This window comes from Alsobacter sp. SYSU BS001988, from assembly GCF_054796215.1.
In genome coordinates this window covers 1-916 of record NZ_JBTAMK010000047.1, presented here as the reverse complement: position 1 = coordinate 916, position 916 = coordinate 1, and the positions used below count along the sequence as shown (strand labels likewise).

Here is a 916-nt window from a genome sequence, read left to right as displayed (position 1 = left end):
CTGGGCCCGTATCGCAGCGCTCTCGTTTGGCGGTCCGGCCGGTCAGATCGCCGTCATGCATCGCATCCTGGTCGATGAGAAGCGCTGGATCTCTGACAATCGGTTCCTGCATGCCTTGAACTACTGCATGCTCCTGCCGGGCCCCGAGGCGCAACAATTGGCGACCTATGTGGGCTGGCTGATGCACGGGACCCGGGGCGGCGTGGTCGCCGGTGGCCTGTTCATCGTGCCCGGCATCCTCGCCATCATGGCGCTGAGCTGGATCTATGCGGCTTTCGGCGCAGTCGGCTTCGTTTCGGCGCTGTTCTTCGGCCTGAAGGCGGCGGTGCTCGCCGTGGTTCTGCAAGCCGTGCTGCGGGTCGGCTCGAAAGCGCTGAAGAACCGCCTGATGGTCGCGCTCGCGGCGGTCGCCTTCGTCGCGATCTTCTTTTTCGGCGCGCCGTTCCCAGCGATCGTACTGGGGGCCGGGCTCATCGGCTATTTCGGCGGCCGCGCCGGCCTGAAGCAGTTCGCGGTTGGCGGCGGTCATGGTCCCAAGAAGGCCGCCGATGGCTCGCACATCGCCTACCTGCTCGGCGACGACGGGTCCGGTCCGCCAACGCCAAGCCGAGTTAGCTCCATGCGGGCGGCCGGCGTCTCAGCGCTGCTCTGGCTGGCGCCGGTCCTCGCCCTGCTGCTGGCGCTGGGTCCATCCGACACCTTCAGCCAGATCGCCTTGTTCTTCTCCAAGATGGCGATGGTCACCTTTGGCGGCGCTTACGCCGTGCTGGCCTATGTGGCGCAGCAGGCCGTGGAGAGCTTCGGTTGGCTCAAGCCCGGCGAGATGCTGGACGGCCTCGGCATGGCCGAAACCACGCCAGGCCCGCTGATCATGGTGTTGCAGTTCGTGGGGTTCATGGCGGCGTTCCGCGACCCA

The 916-nt window shown here is 66.7% G+C and carries 1 protein-coding gene; it reads left to right on the top strand.

Annotated elements, in window-relative coordinates:
* Positions 1-916, top strand: a 916-nt coding sequence (chrA, locus tag ACYVO7_RS25730) for a chromate efflux transporter (RefSeq protein ID WP_460452609.1), incomplete at both ends; no start/stop codon positions are given.